Annotated in this window: 26 protein-coding genes; 14 read left to right on the forward strand and 12 right to left on the reverse strand. The window is 67.5% G+C overall.

What is annotated here, in order from left to right; translation table 11 throughout:
* Positions 1-2: 2 nt before the first annotated feature.
* From QOL82_RS13135 to QOL82_RS13155, 5 genes are all read right to left on the reverse strand, one after another.
* Positions 3-887 (reverse strand): branched-chain amino acid ABC transporter permease, encoded by an 885-nt coding sequence (locus tag QOL82_RS13135; RefSeq protein WP_283442732.1) that lies wholly within the window; start codon positions 885-887, stop codon positions 3-5.
* 29 nt (positions 888-916) lie between these two features.
* A complete protein-coding gene (locus tag QOL82_RS13140; protein WP_283442733.1) occupies positions 917-2,161 on the reverse strand; it encodes an ABC transporter substrate-binding protein in 1,245 nt (414 codons plus the stop codon).
* Positions 2,162-2,235: 74 nt separating this feature from the next.
* Entirely contained in the window at positions 2,236-3,453 is a 1,218-nt protein-coding gene (locus QOL82_RS13145; RefSeq protein WP_283442734.1) for an FAD binding domain-containing protein, read from the reverse strand.
* A 1-nt stretch (position 3,454) separates the two neighbouring features.
* Positions 3,455-3,916, reverse strand: coding sequence for a VOC family protein (locus QOL82_RS13150; protein ID WP_283442735.1), 462 nt, complete (start codon positions 3,914-3,916; stop codon positions 3,455-3,457).
* Between the two features lies 1 nt (position 3,917).
* Complete coding sequence (locus tag QOL82_RS13155; RefSeq protein ID WP_283442736.1) at positions 3,918-4,655, reverse strand: TetR/AcrR family transcriptional regulator; 738 nt, start codon at positions 4,653-4,655, stop codon at positions 3,918-3,920.
* 239 nt (positions 4,656-4,894) lie between these two features.
* On the opposite strand from QOL82_RS13155, the gene QOL82_RS13160 reads away from it, so the two are divergent.
* The 4 genes from QOL82_RS13160 to QOL82_RS13175 are packed head-to-tail and all read left to right on the forward strand — an operon-like array spanning position 4,895 to position 9,443.
* Positions 4,895-5,602 (forward strand): SRPBCC family protein, encoded by a 708-nt coding sequence (locus QOL82_RS13160; protein WP_283442737.1) that lies wholly within the window; start codon positions 4,895-4,897, stop codon positions 5,600-5,602.
* A 40-nt stretch (positions 5,603-5,642) separates the two neighbouring features.
* Complete coding sequence (locus QOL82_RS13165; protein ID WP_283442738.1) at positions 5,643-6,512, forward strand: FAD binding domain-containing protein; 870 nt, start codon at positions 5,643-5,645, stop codon at positions 6,510-6,512.
* Positions 6,513-6,537: 25 nt separating this feature from the next.
* Complete coding sequence (locus tag QOL82_RS13170; RefSeq protein ID WP_283442739.1) at positions 6,538-7,047, forward strand: (2Fe-2S)-binding protein; 510 nt, start codon at positions 6,538-6,540, stop codon at positions 7,045-7,047.
* Positions 7,044-9,443, forward strand: coding sequence for a xanthine dehydrogenase family protein molybdopterin-binding subunit (locus QOL82_RS13175; RefSeq protein ID WP_283442740.1), 2,400 nt, complete (start codon positions 7,044-7,046; stop codon positions 9,441-9,443). Before QOL82_RS13170 ends, QOL82_RS13175 begins: the two co-directional genes overlap by 4 nt.
* Positions 9,444-9,500: 57 nt before the next feature.
* Here the strand turns inward: QOL82_RS13175 and QOL82_RS13180 are convergent, their stop codons facing one another.
* From QOL82_RS13180 to QOL82_RS13195, 4 genes are all read right to left on the reverse strand, one after another.
* A complete protein-coding gene (locus QOL82_RS13180; RefSeq protein ID WP_283442741.1) occupies positions 9,501-9,923 on the reverse strand; it encodes a response regulator in 423 nt (140 codons plus the stop codon).
* A complete protein-coding gene (locus QOL82_RS13185; protein WP_283442742.1) occupies positions 9,910-10,434 on the reverse strand; it encodes a GAF domain-containing protein in 525 nt (174 codons plus the stop codon). Before QOL82_RS13185 ends, QOL82_RS13180 begins: the two co-directional genes overlap by 14 nt.
* Positions 10,435-10,554: 120 nt before the next feature.
* Entirely contained in the window at positions 10,555-11,529 is a 975-nt protein-coding gene (locus QOL82_RS13190) for an NAD(P)H-dependent flavin oxidoreductase (RefSeq protein WP_283442743.1), read from the reverse strand.
* Between the two features lie 112 nt (positions 11,530-11,641).
* Positions 11,642-12,370 carry an SDR family oxidoreductase gene (locus QOL82_RS13195; RefSeq protein ID WP_283442744.1) on the reverse strand — a complete coding sequence of 243 codons (729 nt, stop codon included), beginning with the start codon at positions 12,368-12,370 and terminating at the stop codon, positions 11,642-11,644.
* Between the two features lie 186 nt (positions 12,371-12,556).
* Here QOL82_RS13195 and QOL82_RS13200 point away from each other — a divergent pair, with 186 nt between their 5' ends.
* The 4 genes from QOL82_RS13200 (at position 12,557) to QOL82_RS13215 (ending at position 15,910) form a co-directional block, all read left to right on the forward strand.
* Positions 12,557-13,405, forward strand: a complete 849-nt coding sequence (locus QOL82_RS13200) for an IclR family transcriptional regulator (RefSeq protein ID WP_283442745.1) — start codon at positions 12,557-12,559, stop codon at positions 13,403-13,405.
* A gap of 88 nt (positions 13,406-13,493) precedes the next feature.
* Positions 13,494-14,123 carry a 2-hydroxychromene-2-carboxylate isomerase gene (locus tag QOL82_RS13205; protein WP_283442746.1) on the forward strand — a complete coding sequence of 210 codons (630 nt, stop codon included), beginning with the start codon at positions 13,494-13,496 and terminating at the stop codon, positions 14,121-14,123.
* 93 nt (positions 14,124-14,216) lie between these two features.
* Complete coding sequence (locus tag QOL82_RS13210; protein ID WP_283442747.1) at positions 14,217-15,434, forward strand: sialidase family protein; 1,218 nt, start codon at positions 14,217-14,219, stop codon at positions 15,432-15,434.
* Positions 15,431-15,910: a thioredoxin domain-containing protein gene (locus QOL82_RS13215; RefSeq protein WP_283442748.1), complete on the forward strand. Its 480-nt coding sequence runs from the start codon at positions 15,431-15,433 to the stop codon at positions 15,908-15,910. Before QOL82_RS13210 ends, QOL82_RS13215 begins: the two co-directional genes overlap by 4 nt.
* Positions 15,911-15,949: 39 nt before the next feature.
* Here QOL82_RS13215 and QOL82_RS13220 read toward each other — a convergent pair whose 3' ends face one another.
* A complete protein-coding gene (locus tag QOL82_RS13220) occupies positions 15,950-16,537 on the reverse strand; it encodes a peroxidase-related enzyme (RefSeq protein WP_283442749.1) in 588 nt (195 codons plus the stop codon).
* 461 nt (positions 16,538-16,998) lie between these two features.
* On the opposite strand from QOL82_RS13220, the gene QOL82_RS13225 reads away from it, so the two are divergent.
* From QOL82_RS13225 to QOL82_RS13245, 5 genes are all read left to right on the forward strand, one after another.
* Positions 16,999-17,295, forward strand: coding sequence for a PsiF family protein (locus tag QOL82_RS13225; protein ID WP_283442750.1), 297 nt, complete (start codon positions 16,999-17,001; stop codon positions 17,293-17,295).
* Between the two features lie 52 nt (positions 17,296-17,347).
* Positions 17,348-18,913 carry a phospholipase D family protein gene (locus tag QOL82_RS13230; protein WP_283442751.1) on the forward strand — a complete coding sequence of 522 codons (1,566 nt, stop codon included), beginning with the start codon at positions 17,348-17,350 and terminating at the stop codon, positions 18,911-18,913.
* A gap of 54 nt (positions 18,914-18,967) precedes the next feature.
* The gene (locus QOL82_RS13235; protein WP_283442752.1) at positions 18,968-20,116 is read left to right on the forward strand and encodes an acyl-CoA dehydrogenase family protein; all 1,149 of its coding nucleotides are present in this window, start codon (positions 18,968-18,970) and stop codon (positions 20,114-20,116) included.
* A gap of 190 nt (positions 20,117-20,306) precedes the next feature.
* Complete coding sequence (locus tag QOL82_RS13240) at positions 20,307-20,630, forward strand: hypothetical protein (RefSeq protein ID WP_430438478.1); 324 nt, start codon at positions 20,307-20,309, stop codon at positions 20,628-20,630.
* A gap of 182 nt (positions 20,631-20,812) precedes the next feature.
* The gene (locus QOL82_RS13245; protein WP_283442753.1) at positions 20,813-22,057 is read left to right on the forward strand and encodes a 6-phosphofructokinase; all 1,245 of its coding nucleotides are present in this window, start codon (positions 20,813-20,815) and stop codon (positions 22,055-22,057) included.
* Here the strand turns inward: QOL82_RS13245 and QOL82_RS13250 are convergent.
* On the reverse strand, positions 22,054-23,604 hold the full coding sequence (locus tag QOL82_RS13250; RefSeq protein WP_283442754.1) for a DUF2382 domain-containing protein: 1,551 nt from the start codon (positions 23,602-23,604) through the stop codon (positions 22,054-22,056). The two genes, QOL82_RS13245 and QOL82_RS13250, sit on opposite strands and share 4 nt — an antisense overlap.
* 74 nt (positions 23,605-23,678) lie before the next feature.
* On the reverse strand, positions 23,679-23,852 hold the full coding sequence (locus QOL82_RS13255; protein WP_283442755.1) for a hypothetical protein: 174 nt from the start codon (positions 23,850-23,852) through the stop codon (positions 23,679-23,681).
* Positions 23,853-23,913: 61 nt separating this feature from the next.
* Between QOL82_RS13255 and QOL82_RS13260 the strand changes: the two genes are divergently transcribed.
* Complete coding sequence (locus QOL82_RS13260; RefSeq protein WP_283442756.1) at positions 23,914-25,611, forward strand: FAD-dependent oxidoreductase; 1,698 nt, start codon at positions 23,914-23,916, stop codon at positions 25,609-25,611.
* The last annotated feature ends 15 nt before the right edge of the window (positions 25,612-25,626 follow it).

Raw genomic sequence — 25,626 nt, forward strand, 5'->3', positions numbered from 1 at the left:
CATCAGCTCATCAGTCCGGCTTTGCCAAAGAAACCCTGCGGGCGGATCAGCAGCACCACCGCCATCAGCACGAAGATGGAAAGCTCCGCGTAATCGGGCGCGAGCAGCGCGGTGATGCTGAACACCACGCCGACCAGCAGGCCGGCCACCACCGCGCCGGGTAGCGAGCCCATGCCGCCGACCACGGTGACGACGAAGGACTCGGCCAGGATCGGTATGCCCATCTCGGGATTCACCGCGCGCGTCGGCGACGCCAGGATGCCGGACAGTCCGGCGATCGCGGTGCCGATGCCGAACACCATCAGCCAGATCTTCGACACGTCCACGCCCAGCACGCGGACGATTTCCGGGTCGCGCGAGCCGGCGCGGATGATCAGGCCGTAACGGGTCTTCTCGATGAACAGCCACAGCGCGAGCACGATGACCGCGGTGGCCGCGATCAGGAACAGCCGGTACTTCGGGAAATAGCCGATGCCGAGGTTCACCGCGCCGCGCAGCGATTCCGGCGTGGTGGACGGCAGCCCCTCGATGCCGAATGCGACCCGCATTGCCTCGATCAGCACATAGGACAGGCCGAAGGTCAGCAGCAGCGGATAGTCGATGCCGCGGCCGTAGAGCGGGCGCACCAGGAAGCGCTCGGTCAGCAGGCCCAGCGCGCCGACGGCCAGCGGCGTCAGCACCAGGCTGAGCCAGAAATTGCCGGTCAGGCTCAGGAAATAGACGCCGAGGAAGGCGCCCACCATGTAGAAAGCCCCATGGGCGAAGTTGACCACCGTTAGCATGCCGAAGATCAGCGAAAGGCCTATGGCAAGCAGCGCATATACCGCGCCGAGCGCGATCCCGGTCACCAGCTGCACGGCAAGCAGCTGGGGTGTTATTTCACCCATGAGTCAAGTCCTCGTACTTATTATGGTTATCAGGTCGTGACCTTGTGGCCCAACTCGTCGCATGTGCGCAGCAGCTGCTCGTTCGGCTTCTCGATCGCGAGCACGTTGAACACGTCGTTCTTGTCCTTCATGTTCTTGGACTTCGACTCGACGATGATCACCGACTGCACCGACTGGTGGTCGCACTTGCGATAGAACTGCTCGCCCTTGTACCAGTCGTATTTCAGCTGGCGCAGCGCGATGCTGACGGCCAGCGACTCGGTCGACTTCGCATTGCGCACCGCCTGCAGCACGCTGCGCACGCCGGCATAGCCGAGCGCGCCGTAGTCCGACGGCACCGCGCCGCCGAAGGCCTTGCGGAACTTGTCGTTGAACTGCTTCGCCGACGGCACCGTGTCTTCCATGCCCCAGTAATAGGACGTCCCGCCGATGATGCCGTCGAACGCGTCGGCGCCGCCGGCCAGCCGCGACGTGTAGAGCAGCACCGGCGTGATGATCTTGGTGCCGGACTTGAGGCCGAAGTCGGTGGCCTGCTTGGCCGAGTTGACCAGGTCGCGGCCGAAGTTGCACAGCACCAGCACGTCGGGCTTCAGCGCCTGTATGCGCGGCAGGAAGGCCGAGTAGTCGGACGCGCCGATCGGGTGGCGGATGTCGGCCAGCGTCTGCACGCCCAGCGGCGCGCCGGCGCGCTGGAAGCCGCGCACCATCTCGTGGCCGTACGCATAGTCGGCGGTCAGGTAGACCACCTTCTTGCCGAATTTCGGAAACGCATAGCGGGCGACGGCGCCGGCGGTGATATGCGGATTGAGCGCCTCGTGGAAGGTGTAGAGGCTCCAGTCCTTGGCTTCGTTGATCGCGTCCGACTGGCTGATGGAGTTGAACAGGATCTTGCGTTCCTTGCAGACCGCGTTGATCGACAGCTGCGTGGCGGCCGACAGCGAGCCTACCACGAAGTCGACCTTGTCCTTCTCGATCAGCTCCAGCGTGCGGGTCGCCGCTTCGCCCGGATTGAGCTTGTCGTCGCGCACCAGCAGTTCGGCCATGCGGCCGTTGAAGCCGCCGCTCTCGTTGAATTCCTTCACCGCCAGTTCGGCGGCGCGCTTCTGGTCCTGGGCTTCCGCGGAAAACGCGCCGGTGAGCGGCGTCGGGAAACCTATCTTGATCGGCGCGCTGTTCTGCGCCCGGGCGATGTTGAACCACAGCGGCGAGCTGGCGGCGGCGATGCCGGCGCCGATCAGCTGGCGGCGGCGTTTGTCTGGGGCGGGCTGGGTCATGCTTGTCTCCTCATTGCTTGCGATGAACGATGATGGTTGTTGTCGACTTCTGCCAATTCAGGCGTGCTGGCTTGTTATCTGGGCTGGCCCCCTTGGCTTGCGCTCTCCGGGTCCACGGCGGTCAGCCGCAGCACGTTGTCCGCACTGCGGCTGGCCGACGCCGCTTCCGGGCCGGACTGCGCCTGCATGTAGGCGCCGAGTTCGCGGCTGCGCTGCACCACGGCCTGGCCCGGCTGCAGGCGCAGCGCCTGGTAGGCCTGCGCCGCGTCCGGGCCGGCGCCGTGGCGTGCGATGCAGTCGGCCAGCGCCATTGCATCCTGCGCCGCCTTGGTTACGCCCATGCCCACGTGCGGCCGGGCGACGAAGGACGCATCGCCCATCAGCACGACGCGGTCGAACGCGATCTGCTCCGAGCTGACGTCATAGATGGGCTGCAGGAAAGGCTGGACCGTCTTCGCGATGATCTCGGCGAACTGGGGCGCGAGCAGGCCTGCCGCCGCGGCCCGCATGTCGGCGATATGCCGGTGCGACACCTTGTTGGGCGGGATGCCCAGCGGATAGGTCTGGCCCTCGTCGTCCGTCATCAGCGAGGCCAGCGTGCCGTCCTGCGGCGCTGGCCGGTACCAGACGAAGTTGAAGCGGCGCAAGCCGACTGCGGTGGTGTTGCCCGAGCCGGCCACCGGGTAGCCGAGGAATTGTTCGCCTGCCGGCAGGCCGAACGCAAAGTGCGGGAACACCGTGTCCAGCGCATGGCGCGACAGCGCGGCCTCGTCGCAGACGCCGCGCCAGGCGACATAGCCGGCATAGAAGGGCTGCGCGTCCGGCGCGAACTGCGCCCGCACGGCCGAACGAAGCCCGTCGGACGCAACCAGCATGTCGCCGCTGAACGTGCTGCCGTCGGCGCACTGCACATGGACGCCGCTGCCGTCCTGGGTGACGCTGCGGGCCGTGACGCCATGAAGATAGCGTTCCGGCGGCATGGCCTGGCGCAGCAGGTGGTAAAGCCGGCCCCATGATGTCAGCAGCTGCGGCAGGGTGTTGACCGCGGCCACCGAGCCGTCCGCATTGAGGGCCACGCGCGAGCGCACCTGCACGCCCAGCGTGTCGTCCACCGGAATGCCGGCGCGGCGCAGGCCGTCGAGCAGCGGCGCATGGGTGACGATGCCGGCGCCGCGGCCGTCCAGCGTGCCCGCGGCCTTTTCCAGCACCGTCACGTCATGGCCTTCCCTGGCGAGGATGTTGGCGGCGAACAGCCCGCCCAACGACCCTCCTGCCACCAGCACGCGGGCCATCTCAGACGCCCTGCGGCGACGCGTCGAGCGCGGCCTTCTCGTGCGCCGGGTAATTCAGCTCGATGACCACGCCGTCCGGGTCGTCCAGGAACAGCTGGTAGAGGCCGAGGCCGGGCACCAGCCGCTGCCGGCATTCGATGCCCAGCCCGGCCAGGTGCTGCAGCATGCCGGCCAGCCCGTCGGCGAAGAACGCCACGTGGTCGATGACGCCGGTGCCGGAAAGCGCCTTCTCGTCGCGTCCGCCCAGGTACTGGTCCAGGCCGCCCGGCGCCTGGCGGTCGATGCCGATGATGTGGACCACCGCATTCGAATACTGCGCATGGTCGCCGCAGTACATCCAGAGGCCGGGGAACGGGAACTCGGGACGGGGGCCGACGGTGAGGCCGAGCACCTTCTCGTAGAAATTACGGCAGGCATCGAGGTTGGTGGTGCGGATCGAATAGTGATTCAACGCGAGCGCCATGTCAGGTCTCCTTTTGCCGGGATTTGCGGGTTTTGGTGGCCGCGGCCTTGTCGCCGTCAAGGACGGCCGGCGCGGAAAGTAGATAGGATCGCACGCGATCGGTGATCAGCGCTATGCCGTCCGGGTCCCTGGCGCTCGACGGGATTTCCTGGCCATAAATCCAGCGCCGCACGCCGGTGTAGAAGATGCCGCCGTGCAGCCCCATCAGCAATTCAATTTCCCGGACGCTGGGCCTGGCGCGGGACGTGATGCCGCGATACCTGCGGGTCTCGCGCACCAGCCGGGGGAACAGCTTGGTGCGCAGCAGCGCGAAGAAGCGGTCGGGAATGTAATGGTCGGACAGCCCGGAATAGATGAAGATGCGCACGAAGTCCCGGGTCAGGATGGTCTGCGCATAGTCGCAATAGAAGCGCACCAGCTTTTCCTCCGGGTCGAGCGCAGAGTCGTCGAGCAGCGTCTGCCATTCGGGTTTCCACCGGCCTTCGAACAGCTCGTAATAGACCCGGTCGAGCAGCGCCTGCTTGGTCGGGAAGTAATGGTAGAACAGCGTGTGCGTGATGCCCATCTGCTGCGCCAGCACCCGCATCTGGCCGTTCAGGCCGTGTTCCGAAAAAAACTGGATGGCGCTGGCAAGTATCTGTTTCTCGCGTTCCTCGACGGACAGGCGCTTGCGCGAGGGAACGGCTTGTTCCCCTGCTGCTTCGGTCTCCTGATTCGCGGTTGCGGTTTTTTTTCTCATGTCGGTATTTACCAAGCGTTAAGTATTGTGGCATATAATTCAGCAGCTGGTAAATAAAAAACGAACCTGGAAAAAGCGGGCGCAGGCTATGGCGGATGGGGGCATGCAACGCGTGTTTCACGACCGTTGTCCATGCCGCGGCCCGCAGCCAGGTTCGGAGAATGGCGTGACGCGCTGCGGCGCTTGCGCCTTACAAGATCCAAGAATTCGGGATTCCCGATCAATCCGGAGGAGACAAGATGGAACTGACCGGCGCCATGCTGATGGCCGCGCCGCGCGAGAAGGTCTGGCAGGCGCTGAACGACCCGAACGTGCTGGTGCATTGCATTCCCGGCTGCGAGGAAGTCCAGCAGATCTCGGCCACCGAGACCCATACCCGCGTGCTATTGAAGATGGGGCCGGTGCGGGCGCGTTTCGTCGGCAAGATCTTCATGAGCGACATCCGTCCCGCGGAAGGCTGCACGCTGGACTTCCAGGGTTCGGGCGGCGCGGCCGGATTTGCGCGCGGCAAGTCGGTGGTGACGCTGGAGAGCGAGGGGAGCGAAGGCGAGTCGACCCGCCTTCAATACAGCGCCAACGCATCCGTCGGCGGCAAGCTCGGGCAGATCGGCGGGCGCATGATCGATGCATCTGCCAAGCAGATGGCCGAACAATTCTTCAGCGCGCTGCAGGCGCAGCTGGCCGGCGCGCCAACGATCGGGGCGGGATTCCCGGCGGACACGCCGGTGACGGCCCCGCCCGTGCCGGAGCAGCCAGCGCCGCAGCCCGCATCGCAGGCAGCGCCGCTGCCGCCGTCACCGCCGCCATATCAGCCGGTCTCCGCGACCAGGACCGTCGCTCCGGCGTCGAGCCCGCTGATGGCCGAGGGCGTGCGCGCGCTCTGGTTCTGCCTGGGCGCGCTGTCGACCGGCTTCGGCGTCTGGCTCGCCGTGCAGCTGACACGCTGACCGCGCAAGCCCCCATGAAGCCTGACCAGACGAGGTTGCGATGAAAGCACCGGATTTCGACTATTCCAAGCCGCGTACGCTTGACGAGGTATTTTCCCTGCTCGCCGAATATGGCGACGAGGCGCGGCTGCTGGCCGGCGGCCAGACGCTGATGGCGACGCTCAACATGCGGCTGTCCGAGCCGGCGCTGCTGATCGACATCACCGGCATCGACGCGCTGCGCGGCATCGCGGTACAGGACGGCGCGCTGCGCATCGGCGCGCTGGCCACGCATACGCAGATCGAGACCTCGGCGCTGGTGGCGCAACATGCGCCGCTGCTGGCGATGGCTGCGCCGCATATCGCGCACCGGGCGATCCGCAACCTCGGCACGCTGGGCGGTTCGATCGCCTATGCGGACCCGGCGGCCGAGTGGCCCACCTGCGCGCTGGCGCTGGACGCCGTCATCGTCTGCGCCGGCGCCGGCGGCGCCCGCCGCATCCCGGCAGCGGAATTCTTCCTCGACCTGTACACCACCGCGCTGCAGCCCGGCGAGCTGGTGCTGGCCTGCGAGTTTCCGCTCGCCGCCCCCGGCGCGCGCTTTCACTTCGACGAGCTTGCGCGCCGGCATGGCGACTATGCGATCGCTGGTCTGGCGCTTGCAGGCCGCGTCGAGCAGGGACTGATGCGGCAGGCCCGCATCGCGCTGATGGGCATCTCCAGCACGCCGGTGCGGGCGCGGCGCACCGAGGCCCTGCTCGAAGGCCGGGCGCTGGACGCGTCCGCGGCCGGCGAGGCGGCAAGCCTGCTGGCCGAGGAACTGGACGGCCCGCTGGCGCCGGTCGCCGACCTTACCAATTCGAGCGCCACCAAGCGCCATCTTGCCACCGTGCTGCTGCGGCGCGCGCTGACATCCTTCATCGCCGCTTAGCCCGGCAGACCAAGAGGACGCAACCATGTCGGACACCAAGACCATACATCTCACCGTGAACGGCCAGTACCGGCGGCACGAGGTGCGGCCACGCCAGCACCTGGTGGATTTCCTGCGCGAGGAGCTGGACCTGACCGGCTCGCACCTCGGCTGCGAGCACGGCGTCTGCGGCGCCTGCACCGTGAAGCTGGACGGCGCGATCGTGCGCGGCTGCCTGGTGCTCGCGGTGCAGGCGGACGGCAAGTCGGTCCAGACCATCGAGGGGCTGTCGGAGTCCGGCGCGATGCGCGACCTGCAGCAGGCTTTCCTGAACCGCAATGCGCTGCAATGCGGCTATTGCACCTCGGGCATGCTGATGGCGGCGTCGGAACTGATCGACACCCAGCCGGACGCCAGCCGCGAGCAGGTGCGCCAGTGGATCTCGGGAAATTATTGCCGCTGCACCGGCTACCAGGCCATCGTCGACGCGATCTGCGACGTGCTGGCCGACCGCCGCGATGCGGGTGTCCGCGATGACAAGGGAGTCGCCGCATGAACGCGCCCGAAAAAATCCCGACCGGCCTGTCGCCGCTGACCGACGACCCGCGCTACATCGGCCAGAGCGTGCCGCGCAGCGGCGCGCGCCGCCTGACCGAGGGCCGCGGCGCCTATGTCGACGACCTGCGCTTCGGACGCATGGCCCACGTGGTGTTCTGGCGTTCGCCGGTCGCGCATGCGCGCATCCTCTCGGTCGACGGCAGCTATGCACGGATGATGCCCGGCGTGCTGGCCGTGGTCGACGGCAAGCAGATGGCGACCCTGTGCAAGCCCTGGGTCGCCACCCTCGGCCACCTCGCCGGCATGAAGTCGGCGCCGCAATACCCGCTGGCGGTGGAGCGCGCCTGCTGGCAGGGCGAGCCGGTGGTCGCGGTCGTCGCCGAGACCCGGTCGCAGGCCGAGGATGCGCTGCAGTACCTGCAGGTCGAGTGGGAAGAGCTGCCGGCGGTGGTGCAGATGGAAAGCGCGCTCGACGCGGCCACGCCGGTCATTCACCCGGAGCTGGGCGACAACCTGTGCTTCACCCGCAGCCTCGATGTCGGCAATGTCGACCAGGCATTCGCCGACGCCGATGTCGTCGCCGAGGCGGTGTTCCACTTCGGCCGCCATACCGGCGTGCCGCTGGAGCCGCGCTCCCAGGTGGCCGACTGGAACCCGGGCGACCGGCGGCTGACGGTCTACCATTCGCAGCAGGCGCCGCACATGATGCAGGACCTGTATGCGCGCCAGTTCGACCTGCCGGAGTCGTCGGTGCGGGTGATCTGCAAGGACGTCGGCGGCTCCTTCGGCATCAAGGTGCATGCGTACCCGGACGACTTCGCGACGGTGGCCATGGCCATCCTGCTCAAGCGCCCGGTGAAGTTCGTGGCCGACCGGCTCGAATCCTTCACCAGCGACATCCATGCCCGCGAGCACCGGGTCAGGGCGCGCATTGCGGCCAACCGCGGCGGCATGATCACGGCGTTCGAGATCGACGACCTGACCGGCATCGGCCCGTACTCGATGTTTCCGCGCACCAGCGCGATCGAGGGCAACCAGGTGGTCAACCTGGTGGGCGGCCCGTACCGGCACCAGAACTACCGCGCCCATCTCGACGTGGTGTTCCAGAACAAGACGCCGACCTGCCAGTACCGCGGCGTCGGCCATCCGATCGCCTGCGCGGTGACCGAGGGCCTGGTGGACCTGGCCGCGAAGAAGCTCGGCATGGACCCGCTGGAAATCCGCAAGCGCAACGTGATCCCCGACGACGCCTACCCGTGCAACGGCGCCTCCGGCATCCGGCTGGAAGTGCTGTCGCACGAGGAATGCCTGCGCAAGATCGAGCTGCTGATCGACTACCCGGCCCTGCGCGCCGAACAGGCGGCATTGCGCGAGCGGGGCATCTACCGCGGCATCGGTTTTGCGACGGTGATCGAGCTGACCAATCCCGGTTCCGCATTCTACGGCGTCGGCGGCGCCCGCATCTCGGCGCAGGACGGCGCGACCGTGCGCCTGGAGCCGACCGGCACCGTGACCGTGATGGTCGGCGTCGGCGAGCAGGGGCAGGGCACCGAGGGCGTGTTTACCCAGATCGCGGCGGATGCGGTCGGAGTCAGCGTCGACCGGGTGCGCATCATCACCGGCGACACCGACGTGACGCCGTATGGCGGCGGCACCTGGGCCTCTCGCGGCGCCGGCATCGGCGGCGAAGCGATCCTGCAGGCGTCGATGGCGCTGCGGGAAAACATCCTTGCCGCCGCCGGCCAGATCCTGCAGCGCGATCCGGGCGACCTGGCCGTGCGGCGCGACGAGATCATCGACAGCCACACGATGGAAAGCCTGATGCCGCTGCATGAACTGGGCCGGATCGCCTACTTCCGGCCGGACACGCTGCCGCCCGGCTTTGCCGCCGAGCTGATGGTGACCCGGCATTATGCGCAGCGCGACTTTCCGTTCATCTTCACCAACGGCGTGCAAGCGTCCTATGTCGAGATCGACACCGACACCGGCTTCGTCAAACTGCTCAAGCACTGGGTGGTCGAGGACTGCGGCCGCATCCTGAACCCGATGCTGGTCGACGAGCAGATGCGCGGCGCGATCGTGCAGGGCATCGGCGGCGCGCTGTACGAGGAATGCCTGTACGACGCCGGCGGCCAGATGCAGAACGGCAGCATGGCCGACTACCTGGTGCCGATGTCGGGCGAGATGCCGGACATTATCGTCGCCCACGTCGAGACGCCGACGGCCAGTTCGACGCTGGGCGCGAAGGGCGCGGGCGAAGCGGGCACCGCGGGCGCGCCGGCGGCGCTGATGAATGCGATCAACGATGCGCTCGCGCCGCTGGATGCGGCGGTGTTCTCGCAGCCGTTCACGCCGGAGAAGATCCTGCGGGCGCTGGGGAAAGTGAGCGGTTGAGCAAGGGACGACCCTTGCGGCCGGCCGGCATTCGCGCCGGCCGGCCGGCGAAACCCGTCATCCCGCCGTCAGCCCCGCCAGCGCTTCCAGCAGCGTGCGCGCGCGGAAGGGCTTGACCAGGATGCGCTCGACGCGCAGCGCGCGCATGGCGGTGACGAAGGTCGCATCGCAGGCCGACGTCAGCACGATGACCGGCAGGTTCGCCTTGCTGGCGGTGCGCCCGGCGCGGATCTGCTCCAGCACGCCGTAATCGAAGGCGCGGGCTTTCTCGTCGCCATCCTGGTCGACCGCGATCACGATGCCGTCGAACGGCGTGCTTTCCAGCATCGGCAGGGCCAGCGCCACCGACCCCGACTGGTGGACTTCGCCGATCCGCAGCGAGCCCGCGGTCAGCGCGATGGTCTGGCGCATCACCAGCGACTGTTCGACCAGCAGGAAGCGCTGCGCGCCGCGCCCCGGATGCGCATTAGTCCTGTGCACGACGCTGCTCCATTGCCGCTTCTGCAGGTTCTCCTTCCAGTTCGGCCACCACAAGGTCCCGCAGCGTGAACAGGATCGCATGGTCGAGTGCGTCGAAGTCGCGCACGCGGGTGTCGTTCATGCACAGCATGCCGGCCACGTGCCCGCAGGCCAGGCGCAGCGGCGCGCCCGCATAGGTGCGCAGGCCCGGCTCGCCGGCCACCATCGGGTGGTCGGAAAAACGGCTGTCCTTCAGCATGTCCGGCACCACGAACAGGTCGGGCACGACGATGGCGTGGCCGCAGAATGACGTGTCCCGCGGCGCGTCGCAGGCGGTCAGGCCGAATTTCGACTTGAACCAGACCCGGTCGCGGTCGACCAGCGTGATCAGCGCGATCGGAACGTCGAACTCGGTCGCCATGAAGCTGACGATGCGGTCGAAGCGTTCCTCGGGCGGCGTGTCCAGGATCAGCAGCGCACGCAGCGCCGCCAGGCGTGTTTCTTCATCGGCAGGAATCGGGGCTTTGAGCATGGGCACCAGGGCGGGAAGGGTGGATATGGCGGCATGGTCGCCGCTGACCCTGCAATTACGGCGGCTTTGCCGATTACTTTAGCGCGCCCCTGCGTGCCGCATTCCCGCCGCCCGTGTCGCTCAGCCCAGCAGGCCCATCAGCCGCTGCCTGATCAGCGTTTCGGCTTCCGCCATGATCCGGTCCATCAGCTCCTGCACGGTCGGCACGTCGTTGATCAGGCCGGCGACCATGCCGCAGCTCCACGCGCCCAGTTCGGCCTCGCCCTGCTGCATCACCCGCGGGTAGATTCCGGCCACCTCGGCGCGGATGTCCTCGAACGTCAGCGCGGCGCCCAGCGCGCGTTCCTTTTCCAGCACGCGCTCCACGCCGGCATTCGCCAGCACGCGCTCGGTATTGCGCAGCGAGCGCATGATCAGCCGGGTGTCGAGTTCGCTGGCCTTGACGATCGCGTCCTTGACGTTCTGGTGGACCGGCGCCTCCTTGGTCGCGATGAAGCGGGTGCCCATGTTCATGCCCTCGGCGCCCAGCGCGAGCGCCGCCACCAGCGAGCGGCCGTCGGCCATGCCGCCGGAGGCCACGAACGGTATGGTCAGCGCCTCGGCCGCGCGCGGCAGCAGGATCATGTTGGGCACGTCATCCTCGCCCGGATGCCCGCCGCATTCGAAGCCGTCGACGCTGACCGCGTCACAGCCGATCGACTCCGCCTTCAGCGCATGCCGGACCGCGGTGCACTTGTGGATCACCTTGATGCCGTTTTCCTTCAGCCTCGGCATCCATTTCTGCGGATTGTTGCCGGCGGTCTCGACGATCTTGACGCCGCCTTCGATGATCGCGTCGATGTAGCCGGGATAGTCCGGCGAGTTGACGGCCGGCAGGAAGGTCAGGTTGACGCCGAACGGCTTGCTGGTCATCGTGTGCGCCTTCGCGATTTCCGCGGCCAGGCGCGCCGGGCTGGGCTGGGTCAGCGCGGTGATGATGCCGAGGCCGCCGGCATTCGACACGGCGGCGGCGAGTTCGGCAAAGCCGACGTAATGCATGCCGCCCTGGATGATCGGACGTTCGATGCCGAACAATTCGGTGATTCTGGTTTTCATGTTGTCCTGCCTTCTTGTAGAGGGTCTGTCGATGCGCCGGCGCCTCGCCCGGTGCAGCCTGCATCGCTGGCAGCGATGGCTGGCCGCCAACATTATCAGCTTTGTCCCGGCATCACCATGCTTCCATCCAGGGCCGGATGTCGAGTTCGTGCGTCCAGGCGGAACGCGGCTGCTGGTGCAGCATCCAGTAGGTATCGGCGATGTGCCTGGGGTCGACGATGCCGTCCTGGTCCTTCAACGCGTAGCGTTCCGGGAAGTTTTCGCGGATGAATGCGGTGTCGATTGCGCCGTCGATGATCGGATGGGCTACGTGGATCCCCTTCGGGCCGAGTTCGCGCGCCATCGACTGCGCCAGCGCCCGCAGCGCGTGCTTGGCGCCGGAGAAGGCGGCAAAGCCGGCACGGCCGCGCAGGCTGGCGGTCGCGCCGGTAAAGAAGATCGAGCCGTGGCCGCGCGGCAGCATCACGCGGGCGGCCTCGCGCCCCATCAGGAAACCGGCGAAGCAGGCCATTTCCCAGACCTTGAAGTAGACGCGGGCGGTCGTGTCGGTGATGTCGAAGCGCACATTGGCGCCGATATTGAATATCGCGACGTGGATGGGCGCGATTTCCTTTTCGATGTGCGCGAAGAGCGCAACCATCGCGTCTTCCTTGCGGGCGTCCGAGCCGAAGCCGTAGGCTTCGCCGCCCTCGGCCCGGATCTGGTCGACCAGCGGCTTGAGCTTTTCCTCGTCGCGCCGGGTAACGCAGGCAATGTAACCCTCGCGGGCAAATCGCCTGGCGATCTCGCCGCCGGTGGCATCGCCCGCGCCGATCACGAGGACCGTTTTTTTTCCGTCCATGTTGCCTCCGTCAATATGTTGAACCGCATAGCGGATTAGAAAACCGCAATAATGCAATGCTAGTCCGCGATCAACTCGGAAGTCAATCGAAAATCCGATCCTCTACTTGACCGAGTTACCGCTTGGCGGTACATTGAACCGCATATCCACATACGGCAAGATCAGCCCGCATCCCTGAACATGACAGTGAAAACCGCACTACGCGACGCCGACGCACCCGCCGACCCACCTGAAGAGCCGGTCGACCGCGATGCTCCGGGCGCCGAACCCGTGGACCGCGATTTCGTGACGGCGCTGGCGCGCGGGCTGGACGTGCTGCGCTGCTTCAGCCGCAGTCAGGCGGCGCTGGGTGCGGGCGAGGTGGCCCAGATGTCCGGCCTGCCAAAATCGACCGTGACCCGCCTGATCCATACCCTGAGCACGCTGGATTACCTGAAATACAGCCGGGACAATGGAAAATACCGGCTGGGGCCGTCGATGCTGGCCTTGAACGCGGCGCCGAACGAGCAGGGCGACGCGCGCGACATCGCCCGGCCGCTGATGCGGACGCTGGCTGCCGAAACCGGCGCGCAGGTCGCGCTTGCGATCCGCGACCAGCTCTCGATCCTTTACCTGGAAACCTTTCGCGGCCAGTCGCTGGTGACGCTGAACCTCGGAATCGGCTCGCGCATTCCGCTGGCGACCACCGCTGGCGGCCGCGCCTGCCTGGCCGGCATGCCGGCCAGCGAGCGGGCCGGGCTGCTGGAACGCATCCGCAACCTGGACGAACATGCCTGGCTCACCATCGAGCCCGGGATCGAGGCGGCGCTGGCCGAATACGCGGCGACCGGGTGCTGCTCGGCCATGGGCAGCTGGGTCGGCCAGATCAACGGCATCGCCGCGCCGCTGGCGCTGGGTTCGGCAGCGCCGCGCATGGTGGTCAGCGTCGCCGGCGTGGCGGACCTGTATCCGGCGGAAAAGATGCTGTCTGAAATCCGGCCGCTGCTGCTGGACCTGGTCCGCACGGTCGAGGCGCAGGCCGGACGCGGCGCATGAACGGAGAGGTTGGAGGAGCGCGCCGGGCGGCCCGGCGCGCAATGCACGCGTTGCGTGCACACCGGCAGCATTTTTTCCTGGAGCGATCATGAGCGAACCCCACCTGCAATTCCTGTTCGACTTCGGCAGTCCGAACGCCTATCTCAGCCACAAGGTATTGCCCGGCATTGCGCAGCGCTGCGGCGTCGACGTCGACTATGTGCCGGTGCTGCTGGGCGGCCTGTTCAAGCTGGCCAACAACCGTTCGCCGGCGGAGTCGATGGCCGGCATCAGCAACAAGCCGGAATACGAGGCGCTGGAACTGCGGCGCTTCGTGCAGCGGCACGGGCTGGAAGCGTATCGCCGCAATCCCTTCTTTCCCGTCAACACGCTGCAGATCATGCGCGGCGCGGTGGCCGCCAGGCGACTCGACGTGTTCGAGCGCTATGTCGATGCGGTGTTCTCGGCGATGTGGGAGCAGGGCCTGAAGATGGACGAGCCCGAGGTGATTTCGGCCGCGCTGACGTCCGCCGGGCTGGATGCCGCGGCGCTGATGGCGATGGCCCAGGACCCCGCGGTCAAGGCGGAACTGCTCGCCAATACGCAGCGCGCCTTCGAGCAGGGCGCGTTCGGCTCGCCGAGCTTCCTGGTGGGCGACGAACTGTACTTCGGCAAGGACAAGCTGCGCGACGTCGAGGAGGAAATCCTGCGCCAGAAGCGCGCCGGCAGCGTGGCATAGCGCCCCGGCGACCGGCCCGCCGCCACATGCCGCCGGAATGGCCTATACAATTCATCCTTACCAAGCAATTTCGAACTGGATAAGGAATTCATCATGCACAGCGACCAAGCCCGGCCAGGCCGGCGCCGCCTGCTGCTCGCGGCGGCGGCCGGCGTGGCCGCGACGGCGCTGCCGACCTGGGCACAGCACCAGCACGGCGGCGGCAAGCGCGCCGAACTCGGCATCTCGGCGGCGGTCGATGCGGCCGGCACGATCTGGGTCGCGTCCCGCCAGGGCGCCGGCGAGGGCGCCTTCCTCGCGCTGCAGTCTTCCAGCGACAACGGGCGCAGCTGGTCGGCGGCGCGGCAGCTGTCGTCCGAGGCAATCACCGCCAGCGGCGAGTCCCGTCCCAAGATCGCGTTCGGACGCCAGGGCGAGATCTTCATTGCCTACACCAAGCCGATCGCCAGGCCCCACGTCGGCGACATCCGCTTCATCCGCTCCACCGACGGCGGCCGCACGTTTTCCGCGCCCGTCACCGTCCATGCGCACCGCGCAGTGACCACGCACAGCTTCGAGTCGATGATCGTCGACGGCGACGGCCGCATCTTCATCGCGTGGATCGACGGCCGCGACGCCGACGCCGCGAAGGCGCGGGGCGAACGCTATGCCGGCTCGGCCGTCTACTACGCGGTGTCGGACGACGCCGGCGCACATTTCAAGGGCGACTACAAGGTGGCCGACCATTCCTGCGAATGCTGCCGGATCGGCCTGGCGCTGGACCGGCAGGGCAGGCCGGTGGCCCTGTGGCGGCACGTGTTCGCGCCCAACATCCGCGACCATGCACTATCGGTGCTGGGCGCGGGCGGCAGCGCCTCGCCGCTGGTGCGCGCCAGCTTCGACGACTGGCGCATCGACGCCTGCCCGCACCAGGGACCGGCGCATGCGTATGCGGCCGACGGCACGCGGCACCAGGTCTGGTTCAATGGCAAGGAAGGCGTCGGCGGCGGTGTCCAGTATGCCGCGTTCGCCCCGGACGGCTCGCGGCCTGCCCCCGTGCCACTCGGCAATGCCCAGGCGGCGCAGGCCGACATCGCGGTGCGCGGCAGGCAGGTCGCCGTCGCATGGAAACAGTTCGACGGCACGGCGACCGCGGTGCTGGGCCGGCTTTCCGGCGACGGCGGCGCGACATGGCGCGAACTGGCGCTGGCCCGCACCGACGGCGATTCCGGCAAGCCCTACCTGATCGATGCGCCGTCCGGCATCCTGCTCGCATGGCGCACGGCCAACGAGGGCATACGCGTGTCGCCAATAAGCGGGGACAAGGCATGAAGCGCGCCGCGTTCTGCTTGGCCGCGGCATTGCTCGCCCCGCTGGCCGGCGCAGCCGACACCGCGATCAAGTCGTTCGGCCCCGACAGCTTCGCGCAGATCGCGGCCGGCGCCCGGGGCAAGCCGCAGGTCGTCATGGTCTGGTCGCTGGATTGCAGCTATTGCGAGCCGAGCTTCGAGGCGCTGAAGCAGGCCCAGCGGCGCGGCGCGAAAGTGGTTACCATCGCGACCGACCCGGCGGACGACGCCGAGGCGACGGCGCTGATCGGGCGCAAGCTGGCGAAGTCCGGCCTGCAGGCGGAAACCTGGGCGTTCGGCCCGGCGCCGGCCGACCAGCTGCGTCACGCGATCGACCCGAAATGGCGCGGCGAAATGCCGCGCAGCTACTGGTTCGACGGCAGCGGGCAGGTGCGCGCCTATTCCGGCGTCATCACCGCCGAGCGCGTCGCCGCGATGCTGCCGGACCGGGCGAAATAAGCGAAGGCCACGGATCGGCCGGCGCAGCGTCGGCGCGGCTCATCCCGGCTTCTTCTCGCGCGGGATGCGGCCCATCAGGTAGAACTCCGGGTTTGGCGCCATCCCGGCCATGTTCGCCATCCGGTTCGACAAGGCAAAGAACGCGGCGATCGCGCCGATGTCCCAGATGTCCTCGTCATTGAAGCCATGCTCGTGCAGCGCGGCGAAGTCGCTGTCGTCCACCGTGTGCGACGCGCCGGACACCTTCAGCGCAAAGTCCAGCATCGCGCGCTGGCGCGGCGTGATCGCCGCCTTCCGGTAGTTGGTCGCCACCTGGTCGGCGATCAGCGGGTTTTTCTCGAAGATGCGCAGCAGCGCGCCGTGCGCCACAACGCAGTACAGGCACTGGCTGGCCGCGCTGGTGGCGACCACGATCATTTCCTTTTCCCCCTTGCTGAGGCCACCTTCGCGCAGCATCAGCGCGTCATGGTAGGCGAAGAAAGCGCGGTATTCATCCGGGCGGCGCGCCAGCTTGATGAAGACGTTGGGCACGAAGCCGGACTTTTCCTGGACTTCCAGGATCTGCGCGCGGATGTCGTCCGGCAGGTTGTCCAGTTCGGCGACGGGATAGCGGTCGGTGGTGTTCATGCAGGTCTCCTGTTTAATCACTTGTTTATTACTTCATTATGACGATGAAGGCATGGCGCGGCCTGGCTGGCCGGTGGACGAAGTGTCGGCCAGCCGCCGGACTTTTACAATGCCCGCCATCATGCACCCTGGCGCCGCGTCCGGCGCATCATTTGTCCGGCGCGCCGTTCACTGTCGCGGCGTCCGGCAACCTTATCCGGCGGGCATGCTATCCAGGTCGGCTGGGAGTCCGGCGTTCATCACTTCGTTGAGATTCGGCACCCTTGACCGGAGGACGGGCCGTCTTCGCGCATGGTTGGCCAGCATCGGCCCGGCACTGCAAAACAGCAGTATCCAACGGAAAACAGGCCGGGCATTGCCCGGCCTCAGTCGAACTGGCCGATCGGCTTGACACGGGACCCGGTTACCGTAAGGCTGGGGTTCCGGCAGCCTCCAGGCTGCGCAAACGAAAGGAATCACCGATGAAAAAATCAATGATCAGGTCGACCGTGATGCTGCTGGCTGCACTGAGCAGCGGCGCCGTCCTCGCCGCCGCCCATACCGCCGCGCCGGCCACCGCCGGCACGAGCGGAACCGGCGGGACGCCCGACCCGAAACTGACCGCTCGCTGCAACAGCGAGGCCAAGGCGCAGGGCATCAAGCGCGCCGAGCGCAAGGCGTTCCTGAAGACCTGCATGGCCGGCGCCGCCAATTCCACCGCCGCGCCGCAGTCGGTGTCCGGCGCGGACAAGCCGGCGCTCGAAACCGCCAAGCCGTGATAGGCTGACCATCCTTCCGACTTGATGCGCGGCCCGAGAGGCCGCGCCCGACATGGCCGGCTTCCTACGTCACCTGCATCGCCTGGCGCGCTGCCTCCTGCCATGCTGCATGCTGCTTTCCGCGGCCTGCACCACCCTGCCGCCGCTGCAGGGCCGCAGCGTGTCGAGCGCCTTCGTCGACACCCGGGACACCGCGCTGGGCAAGGTGCTGGAGCCGATGACGGCCGAGCACCCGGGCCAGTCCGCGGTCTATCCGCTGCTCGACGCGCGCGACGCGTTCGCCGCGCGCGCGCACCTGGCGCAGGTCGCCCAGCGCAGCCTCGACGTCCAGTACTACATCTGGCACAAGGACCTGACCGGCACGCTGCTGTTCGACATGCTGCGCACCGCGGCCGACCGCGGCGTGCGGGTGCGGCTGCTGCTGGACGATAACAATACCTCCGGGCTGGACCCGGTGCTGGCGGCGCTCGACGGCCATCCCAATATCGAGGTGCGGCTGTTCAACCCCTTCGTGCTGCGGTCGCCGCGCTGGCTGGGCTACCTGACCGACTTCAGCCGCGCCAACCGGCGCATGCACAACAAGTCCTTCACCGCGGACAACCAGGTCACCATCGTCGGCGGGCGCAACGTCGGCGACGAGTATTTCGGCGCGGCCAACGGCGTCTTGTTTACCGACGTCGACGTGATGGCCGCGGGACCGGTGGTGCGCGACGTTTCCGCCAGCTTCGACCAGTACTGGCGCAGCCAGTCGTCCTACCCGGTGCGCCTGCTGCTGCCCCCCGGCGACCCCGGCGTGCTGGCCGGGCTCGCGATCGAGCACCAGGCGATGATGCAGCAGGACGCGGCCAATGCCTACACCCGCGCGCTGCGCGATTCGCCGTTCGTGCACCAGCTGATGGAAGCCAGGCTGCCGGTCGAATGGGCGCCGACGCGGATGGTCAGCGACGATCCGGCCAAGGGCCTCGGCCAGGCGCCGCCGCAGTCGCTGGTGAAGGAAATGCTGAAGGCCGTGGTCGGCGAGCCGTCGACCCGCGTCAGCCTGGTGTCGCCGTACTTCGTGCCGTCGGCCGAGGCGGTCGACATGCTGGCCGGCTGGGCCGAGCAGGGCATGCGGGTCGAGATCCTGACCAATTCGCTGGAAGCGACCGACGTCGCCGCCGTGCATGCGGGCTACGCGAAGCGCAGGGTCGAGCTGCTGGATGCCGGCGTGACGCTGTACGAGCTGCGGCGGCTCGCACCCGGCATCTGGAACGAGCAGCCGCGTTTCAGCATGGGGAGTTCGTCGGCGTCCAGCCTGCATGCAAAGACCTTCGCGGTCGACGATGCCCGGGTGTTCGTCGGCTCCTTCAATTTCGACCCGCGCTCGGCCACGCTGAACACCGAGATGGGCTTCGTGATCGACAGCCCGACGCTGGCGCGGAGGGTGCATGACACCTTCGAGCAGCGCGTGCCGGACGATGCCTACCGGGTGACGCTGGGCAGCGGCGGCAGGCTGCTCTGGACCGAAAAGCAGCCGGCAGGGCCGCCGCTGCAATATGCGACCGAACCGGGCACCACGGGCTGGCAGCGTTTCCTGGTCTGGCTGCTATCCTTGCTGCCTATCGACGCGCTGCTGTGACGGCGGCGCGTCCCGGCCACCATAAGAACACAAGAAAATCAGGAGACAGCAAGCATGGCGATCGACTTCAGCCCGTCGTGGATGAACGAGGAACTGGCGCTGGTGCGCGACACCGCGATCCGCTTCATCGACAGCGAGATGGCGCCGCAGGACGAGGCGGCCCGCAAGCGTGGCCATGTCGGCCACGCGCTCTGGCGCCGGGCCGGCGAACTCGGCCTGCTGTGCGCCGACATTCCCGAGCAGTACGGCGGCGGCGGCGGGGATTTCCGGCACGAGGCGGTGTTCTACGAGGAAATGGCGCGCCGCAGCCTGACCGGCATGAATGCGTCGGTGCACAGCATCGTCGCGCATTACCTGCTGAACCACGGCACCGAGGCGCAGAAGCAGCGCTATTTGCCGCCGATGGCGCGGGGCGAACTGGTCGGCGCCATCGCGATGACGGAGCCGGGCGCAGGCTCCGACCTGCAGGGCATACGCACGACCGCCGCGCGCAACGACGCAGGCTACCTGCTCAACGGCGCCAAGACCTTCATCACCAACGGCTACCTGGCCGGCCTGGTGCTGGTCGTGGCCCGTACCGACCCGGCGCAAAAGGCGAAGGGCATGTCCATCATGATCGTCGAGACCGCGGAGCGGCCGGGCTACAGCGTCGGCCGCCTGCTCGACAAGATAGGCATGAAGGCGCAGGACACCACCGAGCTGTTCTTCGACAATGTGCAGCTTGGGCCGGACGCGGTGCTGGGCGGCGACGAGGGCCGCGGCTTCTACCAGCTGATGGGCGACCTGCCGTACGAGCGGACCATGATAGGCGTCAGCGCCGTGGCCGCGATGGAAGGCGCGTATGAGGCGACGCTGCGCTACACCCGCGAGCGCGAGGCATTCGGCCAGCCGCTGGCCGACTTCCAGAACACCCGCTTCAAGCTCGCCGAAATCGCCACCAGCGTGAAGGTGGCGCGGGTGTTCGTCGACCGCTGCGTCGAGGACCTGGTGGCCGGCAGGCTCGATACGGCGTCCGCGTCCATGGTCAAGTACTGGACCAGCGACCTGCAGAACCGGGTCATCGACGACTGCCTGCAATTGTTCGGCGGCTACGGCTACATGAACGAGTACCTGATCGGGCGGATGTATGTCGACGCCCGGATACAGCGCATCTATGGCGGCGCCAATGAAATCATGAAGGAAGTCATTGCGCGGGCCCTGTAGGGCAGGCCTGGCGCGCTGACGCACAGGCATCAGGTGGCAAGTGGCAAGTGGCAAGTGGCAAGTGGCAAGTGGCAGGCACCGGGCGTCAAGCGTCGGGGCAGCCCGAGGTGTCTGTTGTCAACTAATAAATCTCTTGTGCGTTAATCGGATGGGCTTGAACCCGTCAACTACCTTCAGGAGAACAAATATCATGATGAAACAGATCGTTGCGGTACTCGGCGCCACCCTTTTTTCCATATCCCTGGCCCATGCGCAGGCAGCCGCGCCGGCCGCCGCACCGGCCAAGGCCGCAACTGCCGCGCCTGCCGCCAGCAGCTGCGAAGCGCAGGCGGTGTCGAAAAGCGGCAAGCCGCTGAGCGGAGCGGCCAAGGCCTCGTTCATCAAGAAATGCGAAGGCGGCGCCAGCGCGGCGGCCAGCTGCGAAACCAAGGCTGTCAGCAAGGACGGCAAGCCGCTGGCCGGCGCTGCCAAGGCATCGTTCATGAAGAAGTGCGAGTCCACCGCAGCCAAGTAAGGCTAATCCCGGCCCGCGGCCGCACCACGGCCCGGGCGCATCGGGAGCACACTGGATTACTGCTTTCCGGCGGCCGCGGCTGGCGGTGACCGGCGGACTGGCTTGCATTGCCGCATCGTGGACGGATCGTGGCTTTTGGCAGATGATGGCTGGGTGTCCAACCACGCACGGGAAGCTGACCTATGAGTTCCGGAAAAATTCTGGTCGCGCAAGGGGGCGGTCCGACCGCGGTGATCAACCAGTCCATGGTCGGCGTCGCGCTCGAGGCCCGGCGCTTCCACGGCATCGAACGGGTCTATGGCGCCCGGCACGGGGTGCGCGGCATTGTCGACGAGGACTTCGTCGACCTGTCGCAGGAAACCAGCCACAACCTCGAGCTGGTCGCCGCGACGCCGTCCTCGGCGCTCGGCTCGACTCGCGACAAGCCCGACCTCAGGTATTGCCAGGAAATCTTCCAGGTGCTGCGCGCGCATGCCATCGGGCATTTCTTCTACATCGGCGGCAACGATTCATCGGACACGGTGCGCATCGTCAGCCTGGAAGCGCAGAAGGCCGGCTACCCGCTGCGCTGCATCCATGTCCCGAAAACCATCGACAACGACCTGGTCGGCAACGACCATACGCCCGGCTTCCCGTCGGCCGCCCGTTTCGTCGCACAGGCATTCGCCGGGGCCAACCTGGACAATGCGGCATTGCCCGGCATCTATGTCGGCGTGGTGATGGGCCGCCATGCCGGTTTCCTGACCGCCGCTTCGGCGCTGGGCAAGAAGTTTCCGGACGACGGCCCGCACCTGATCTACCTCCCGGAACGCACCTTTGTGCTCGACCGTTTCCTGGCCGACGTCAAGGCCGCGTACGAAAAATACGGGCGCTGCGTGATCGCGGTATCCGAGGGCATACACGACGCCTCCGGCGCGCCGATCGCCAGCCTGCTCGCAAAGGACCTCGAACATGATGCGCATGGCAATGTGCAATTGTCCGGCACCGGCGCGCTGGCCGACCTGCTGTGCGAGGAAATCAAGTCCAAGCTGAAGATCAGGCGGGTGCGCGGCGACACCTTCGGCTACCTGCAGCGCTCGTTCATCGGCTGCGTGTCGGATGTCGACCAGCGCGAGGCGCGCGAAGTGGGTGAGAAAGCGGTGCAGTTCGGCATGTGGGGCGCAAGCGACGGCTCGGTGGCGATCCGGCGCACCGGCTTCTACTCGGTCGACTACGACCTGCTGCCGCTCGATGCCGTCGCCGGCAAGACCCGGGTGATGGAAGACGAATTCATCGACGAAGCCGGCACCGGGATCACCGACGCGTTCCGGCTCTACCTGCGCCCGCTGCTCGGTTCCGGCATGCCGGACGCCTTCCGGCTGCGCCCCAGCCCGGTCGCGAAAAAGCTCGACCGCGCTGGCAGGGACGACGCTTCCGACGCCGGCTAGCGGCTGCCCCGCATGCTGTCCCAGCCATGGCGGATCGCGGCCTTCATGTCCTGCCAGGCGCTGCCCGGATAGCGCGCCTGCCAGCCGCTGCGCGCGCCGGACTCGATCTCGTCCCAGGTCCGGCCGCGGTGTCGCGGGTCGGAGCCTAACGCCGCGCCATAGCGGTAAGCAGGCGCGATGTCCTCGTAGGCGCGGCCGGAACCGGCAAAGCGCGCCTGGAAGTCGCCGCGGAAGTCCGTGGCGGACGGCTCCCGCCCTGCCTGCTCCGTTTCAATCACGGTCTTGCGGACCGTTCCGCTGATCTGCCGGGTCGCCACGGTCGCAGTCTTGCCGATGATTACTTCCTCGACGACGCGCACGGTCTTGCCGATCACCGCCTTTTCCGCCATCTGCCGCACTTCGAAGATTTGTTCCGTGAATGCCGGGTAGGCGGATTCCGCCGCGGCCTGCGCGGCGGTCCGGGGCGCGCTGCTTTCCTGTTGCGGCCGCGATGTCGCGCCTTCGCCGGCAGGAGGCTTGCCGGCACCGGACAAACCAGGCGCGGCATCCAGGCCGGCCTGGCCAGTTGCGGGTTTCGCCTGGTTACCGATCGCGGGAATTTCTACGGATGGGGCCACGCCCATGCTGCCGATGGCGGCAGGCGGCGAGGCCGGCACGGACGTCATGGTGGATGAAGTTCTTGGAACCGTTGAAGGCGTTGTGGCTGGTGAAGAGTCCGCAAGGGGGGGCGGCGCAGTTCCAGCCGGCGAGGACGTTGCAGCATGGGTAGCGGGTGGGAGCGGTGACCGAGGTGCAACTGGCGTGCGCGCTGCAACCTGTGCGGGCGTTGCAGACGGTGCAGCAGATATAGCAGATGCAACTGGCGCAACCCTTTCAACCGGCGCAGGCGTCGCCGCCGGCGAAATTGGCGCAACCGCCGCGGGTCTTGCAACGGTCGACGGAGCTGCAGCCGGCGCAGGCATCGCGGCGGGCGACGGTCCCGCAACCGGCGGCGCTTCGACCCGCTCCTCCACTCCACGCGGGGCGGCCGCTTCGGCCGTGTTCCTCCAGCGGCTGCTGAAATACCGCGCGTCGTCCTCGTTTCGCGGCCTGAAAGCGATCAGGATGCCGCCCTCCCTGATGCCCTGCTCGTAGCGCTCCACGGTTTTTGCAGGTATGCCCCAGCCGACCAGTCCGCCCATCAGTCCGCCGGCTGCGCCGCCGGCGCCGGCGCCCAGCAGCGCCGCGGCCAGCGGGCCGGCGATGACCAGGCCGACGCCCGGCAGCACCAGCGATGTGCCGACCGCCGCCACGGCCGCCACGATCGCGCCCAGCGTTCCGCCGATGCCCGCGCCGATCCTGGCGCCGTCGGCCGCCTTGGTGCCGAGCCCGGTCCCGGCGCTGTCGCCGTCCGGGAAATAGCGCTTGCGGGTCTCGTCGGCCATGACGACGTTGATGTCGCTATTGCTGTAGCCGCGTGCGGAAAGTTCCTGGTAGGCCTGCTCCGCGGAAGCCAGGTCCGGGAACAGCCCGGTGACGAGGGGCGCATGCCGGTCGAGGTCGGTCATAAGGGTCTCCTTGGGGTTTCTTCGTTGCGGAATGACGCAGCGGCATGCATGCCGCGTTCCGTGATTTGTCGACGTTAGGCCAGCAGGCGCGCCGCGTAAATAAGACGAGCGGCCTTGTCCTTGTAAGAAAACCGGCATGTTTCGCCGCGCAGCGTGCGGTGCCGGACAACATCCGCTGCCGGCAGGCAATGCAGATGGCGATCCCCGGTGCGCTGCCTGCCCGACCGCAAGACAGCATCCGCTGCCATGCCTTAGTATCCGGTGATGCTCCGCGCCGACCGGCGCGGTCCATTCCGTCGAGGTCCATCCATGAGCGACATCATGCTTCCGCCAGCGCCTGAGTCCGGCCCTGGCCTGAACGACAGGCGACACCAGGCGTTCCCGGTGCTGAACGATGCCCAGTTCGCCATCCTGAGCAGCTATGGCCAGCGCCGGTCGTACAAGGCCGATGAACTGCTCTTCCGCGAAGGCGACCGGCATGTGCCGATGTTCGTGCTGCGGTCCGGGCGCGTCGCCGTCGAGCGCAACACCATCGCCGGGCCGCACCAGCTCGCCACGCATGGCCCGGGCGCGTTCACCGGGGAAGTCGGCACGCTGGCCGGGCGCGGCGCAATCGCCACCGCCAGGGCGGTCGAGGACACCGAGGTCATCGCGATCGACGAGGAGGCGCTGCGCCAGCTGGTGGTGGCGGAAGCGGACCTGAGCGAACTGATCATGCGCGCCTTCATCCTGCGCCGCGTGGCCTTAATCGAGGACAAGTGCGGCGGCACCATCCTGATCGGGTCGTCCCACAGCAGCGACACGCTGCGGCTACGGGAATTCCTGGGCCGCAACGGCCAGCCCGTCGCCTATTTCGACCTCGACCTGCACGAGGGCGGCGAGATGCTGCTGCAGCGTTTCGGCGCGGCCGCCACCGATATCCCGGTGCTGATCTCGTCCAGCGGCGCGGTCTACCGGAACCCTAGCAACCGCGCCGCCGCCGATGCGGTGGGCCTGAGCCCGGACCGCATGGACGGCAAGCGCTATGACGTGGTCGTCGCCGGCGCCGGTCCGGCGGGACTGGCTGCCGCGGTCTATGCGGCATCGGAAGGACTGAGCGTGGCGGTGCTGGACCTGAAAGCGCCCGGCGGCCAGGCCGGGACCAGTTCGAAGATCGAAAATTACTTCGGCTTCCCGACCGGCATCTCGGGCCAGGCGCTGGCGGGCAGGGGCCTTTCCCAGGCGCGCAAGTTCGGCGCGGAGGTCGCGGTCCCGGTGGAAGTCATGCGGCTGGAATGTGACGAGGCGCCGGAGAACACCGAGGACGCCGCGCATTTGCGCCTGCAGATGGACAATGGCGAACATATCCGCACCCGGGCGCTGATCATCGCCACCGGCGCCCGCTACCGCAAGCCCGACCTGCCGGGCCTGGAGCGCTACGAGGGCCGCGGGGTGTATTACGGCGCGTCCTTCATGGAGGCGACGCTGTGCGCCCGCAAGGAAGTCATCGTCGTGGGCGGCGGCAATTCCGCCGGGCAGGCTGCCGTTTTCCTTGCCGCCCACGCCAGCCACGTGCATGTGATGGTGCGCGGCAAGGGACTGGCGGCCAGCATGTCGCATTACCTGATACAGCGGCTGCATGCCGCGCACAATGTCACAATCCACCCCGAGACCAGCATCGTCGAACTGGTCGGCGAGGAGGCTCTGCAAAGGGTGCGTTGCCAGCGCGCCGAGGAAGCGGTGCGCGACTATCCCATCGAACACGTGTTCCTTTTCCTGGGCGCGGCGCCGAACACCGGCTGGCTGAACGACTGCATTGCGCTCGACGGCAAGGGTTTCGTGCTGACCGGTCCCGACCTGCCGGCAGGACAATGGCCGCTGCCGCGCAGTCCCTATTTCCTGGAGACCAGCCGTCCCGGCATTTTCGCGGTCGGCGATGTGCGCAGCGGGTCGGTGAAGCGGGTGGCGACCGCGGTCGGCGAGGGCGCGGCGGCGATACAGGCGCTGCATTCGGTGCTGGCTTCCTGAAGCAGGGTTGCCCGT

The sequence above is a fragment of the Noviherbaspirillum suwonense genome, from assembly GCF_900182955.1.
GTDB lineage: Bacteria > Pseudomonadota > Gammaproteobacteria > Burkholderiales > Burkholderiaceae_D > Noviherbaspirillum_A > Noviherbaspirillum_A suwonense.